A 2,049-nucleotide genomic window follows, 5' to 3' on the forward strand; every position below is an offset into this window, starting at 1 on the left:
CGGGGTGACCGGCGCTCGGTCGTCACCGGGCCGCGGCGCGCGGCCGGCAGGATTCAGGAGGCGGAGCGGTCGAGCTCCTGGCCCAGGACCCCGGTGACCAGGTACGTCACGCGGCGGGCGATGGACACGCCGTGGTCGCCGAACCGCTCGTAGTACCGGCCCAGCAGCGTCACGTCGACCGTCTCCTGCACGGACCCGGAGAACGAGCCCCCGAGCAGCGCGGTGAACGTGTCCTCGTGCAGCTCGTCGAGCAGGTCGTCGTCCTGCTCGATGCTCTCGGCGAGCGGCAGCTCGTGGTTGCTGAGCAGCGTCGTCGTGCGGCGCGCCACGCGGACCGCGGCGTCGTGCATCTCGGTGAACGTGCCCGACAGCCCGTGCGGCACCGCGGTCCGCGGGTAGCGCCCGCGCGCGACCTGCGCGATGTGCCGGGCGAGGTCGCCCATGCGCTCGAGGGTGGCGCTCATCCGCAGCGCCGACACGACGATCCGCAGGTCGGTCGCGACGGGCTGCTGCTGCGCGAGCAGGAGCACGCACCGCTCGTCGAGGTCACGCTCGATCGCGTCGATCTCCAGGTCGGCCGCGATGACCGACTCGGCGAGCGCCAGGTCGGCGGTGAGGAGCGCGACACCCGCGTCGGTGATCGCGCGCTCGACCCGGCCGCTCATCGCCGCCAGGTCCTGGCCGAGCTGGGCGAGCTCGGCGTCGAAGATGTCCCGCATGTGATCCTCTCCTGCTGCGGCACGGCGCCGCGCGCTGGTCAGGTTCGCACCGGCAGGTGAACGAGCGGACGCGCCGAGGTGAACGCACGACGGCGGACGGTGGGGGAACCCGCGACACCTCGGCCCGTCGGCGGGCGCGCGCCCCGTTTGCCCGTTACGTTCGGCTCGTGGGCGTCCGGCAGCAGGCGCGAAGGTCCGCCCCGGGGGGCAAGGTCTCGGTACCGCTCCCCGGTGCCCACGTCGTGCTCCGGCCCGGCCCGACGGGCGAGCTCGAGGCGGCGGTCGCCGCGCACCGCGTCACCGCGGTCGTCGCCCCCGCCGGGTACGGCAAGACGACGCTCGTGGCGTCCTGGGCGGCCGGCACGACGGCGCCGGTCGCGTGGCTCGCGCTCGACCCGTCCGACGACGACCCCGACCGCCTGCTGCGCGGGCTCGAGGGGGCGCTCGCCGGCGTTCTGCCCGCGGGTGCGCTGCCCGCGGACGTCGGCGCGGTCGCGCGGCTCGACGCGCTGCTGGTCGTCCTCGGCGACCGCACCGACCCGGTCGTCCTGGTCCTCGACGACGCGCACGAGGTGCACGGCACCGCCGCGCGTGCGGTGCTCGGCCGGCTCGTCCGGTACGCGCCCGCGGTGCTGCGGCTCGTGCTCGTCGCCCGCGCCGACCCCGGCCTTCCCCTGCACCGGCTGCGGGTCGCGGGCGAGCTGGGCGAGCTGCGTGCCGGGGCGCTCGCGTTCGGGGCCGACGAGATCGTGCGCGTCGCGGAGGCGTCGGGGACGCGGCTCGACCGCGCCGAGGCCGAACGGCTCCGGGCGGTCACCGACGGGTGGCCCGTGGCCGTCCGGATGACCCTGCTCGGCATGGCGGGCGCCGACGGCACCGAGGGGGCTGGCGGCACCGACGGCACCCCGGGCACGAGCGTCGGCGCGGACGCGGCCCGACGCCGCCGGCTCGACCTCGCCTCGGCCACCGCGGTCCCCGTCGCGGACTACGTCGTCGACGAGGTCCTGGCCGGCCTCCCGCCCGCGCTCGCGGACTTCGTCCTGCGGGCCACGGTCGACGACGTCGTCGACCCGGTGCTCGCCGACGTGCTCGTCCCGGGCGGCGCGGCGCTGCTCGACGCGTGCGTCGCGCGCGGCCTCTTCCTCACCCCGGTGCCCGACGGCGCGGCGCCGGCCGCGTGGGACGCGACGCCCGCCTACCGCTGGCACGCGCTGTTCGCCGCGCAGTGCCGGGTGCTGCAGTCGCGCCGCGACCCGGGGGCGCTCGCACGGACGCACCGGGCGGTCGCCGAGCACCGGCGCGACACGGACTGGGCGGGTGCGGTCCGGCA

At 77.2% G+C, this 2,049-nt stretch carries 2 protein-coding genes; one reads left to right on the plus strand and one right to left on the minus strand.

Going from position 1 to position 2,049, the window contains the following annotated elements:
- Positions 1–53: 53 nt before the first annotated feature.
- The gene (phoU, locus tag CBZ_RS17405) at positions 54–719 is read right to left on the minus strand and encodes a phosphate signaling complex protein PhoU (protein ID WP_130782742.1); all 666 of its coding nucleotides are present in this window, start codon (positions 717–719) and stop codon (positions 54–56) included.
- Positions 720–961: 242 nt separating this feature from the next.
- On the opposite strand from phoU, the gene CBZ_RS17410 reads away from it, so the two are divergent.
- On the plus strand, positions 962–2,049 hold a 1,088-nt coding region (locus CBZ_RS17410; protein ID WP_507762213.1), incomplete at its 3' end, for a winged helix-turn-helix domain-containing protein.

The sequence above is a fragment of the Cellulomonas biazotea genome, from assembly GCF_004306155.1.
GTDB lineage: Bacteria > Actinomycetota > Actinomycetes > Actinomycetales > Cellulomonadaceae > Cellulomonas > Cellulomonas biazotea.